At 59.0% G+C, this 875-nt stretch carries 1 pseudogene; it reads left to right on the top strand.

The window, feature by feature from the left end:
• Positions 1-66: 66 nt before the first annotated feature.
• Positions 67-875: pseudogene (locus tag ACR0J4_RS23100) on the top strand (IS5 family transposase); the annotation flags it as partial.

Here is an 875-nt window from a genome sequence, read left to right as displayed (position 1 = left end):
TAGGGTCAGGACCCATTGATTTCCGCTTTGCTGCGTGATTCACGGTTCGAAAATCGAGCGGTGACCATGTCTGATCTTTTCTTGCTGACGGATGCGCAGATGGCGCGTCTTGAGCCTTTCTTCCCCAAGTCCCACGGCAAACCACGCGTTGATGATCGACGTGTGTTGTGCGGCATTATCTTCATTAGTCGCAACGGGTTGAAATGGCGCGATGCCCCTTTGGCTTATGGCCCACACAGTTGAAGGGAATCGTGGTCCCAGTGGGACCGCGCAAGCCCCGGAAACGCCCTATAACCGTTGGAAGCGGTGGAGGTGAGTGGCAAACGCCACTGGTTCGAATGCCGCCACGAACAAGGCATCTTCGCCCGGATGATGGCCGGTCTGGCTGCCGAACACGGTGAAGAGAATACTGTGATGGTCGATGCCACCAACCTGAAGGCCCACCGTACCGCAAGCAGTTTGGGCGTCAAAAAAGGGGGCGTGGACGCCTGATTCACTGCCCGGCAGGCGCATCCGGAGGATGCTGCCGAGAGGGGTCGCACCAAGGGCGGCATGAACACCAAGTTGCATGCCATCTGCGACAGCCGGGGACGTCCGCTCAACCTGTTCATCACCGCCGGTCAGGTCAGCAATTACATTGGTGCGCGGGCACTGCTGAGCGGCCTGCCGGATGTCGATTGGCCGCTCGGGGATCGTGGCTATGACGCCGATTGGTTCCGGGAAGCGTTGAAAGACAAAGGGGTGCTCGCCTGCACCCCTGGCCGGAAGTAGCGGAAGAAACCGGTTAAGTACGACAAGCGTCGTTACAAACGGCGCAACCGGATCGAGATCATGTTCGGCAGGTTGAAGGATTGGCGGCCTGTGGCAACCCGCTA

The organism is Ruegeria sp. B10 (genome assembly GCF_056539825.1).
This window is presented reverse-complemented; position numbering and strand designations above follow the sequence as displayed.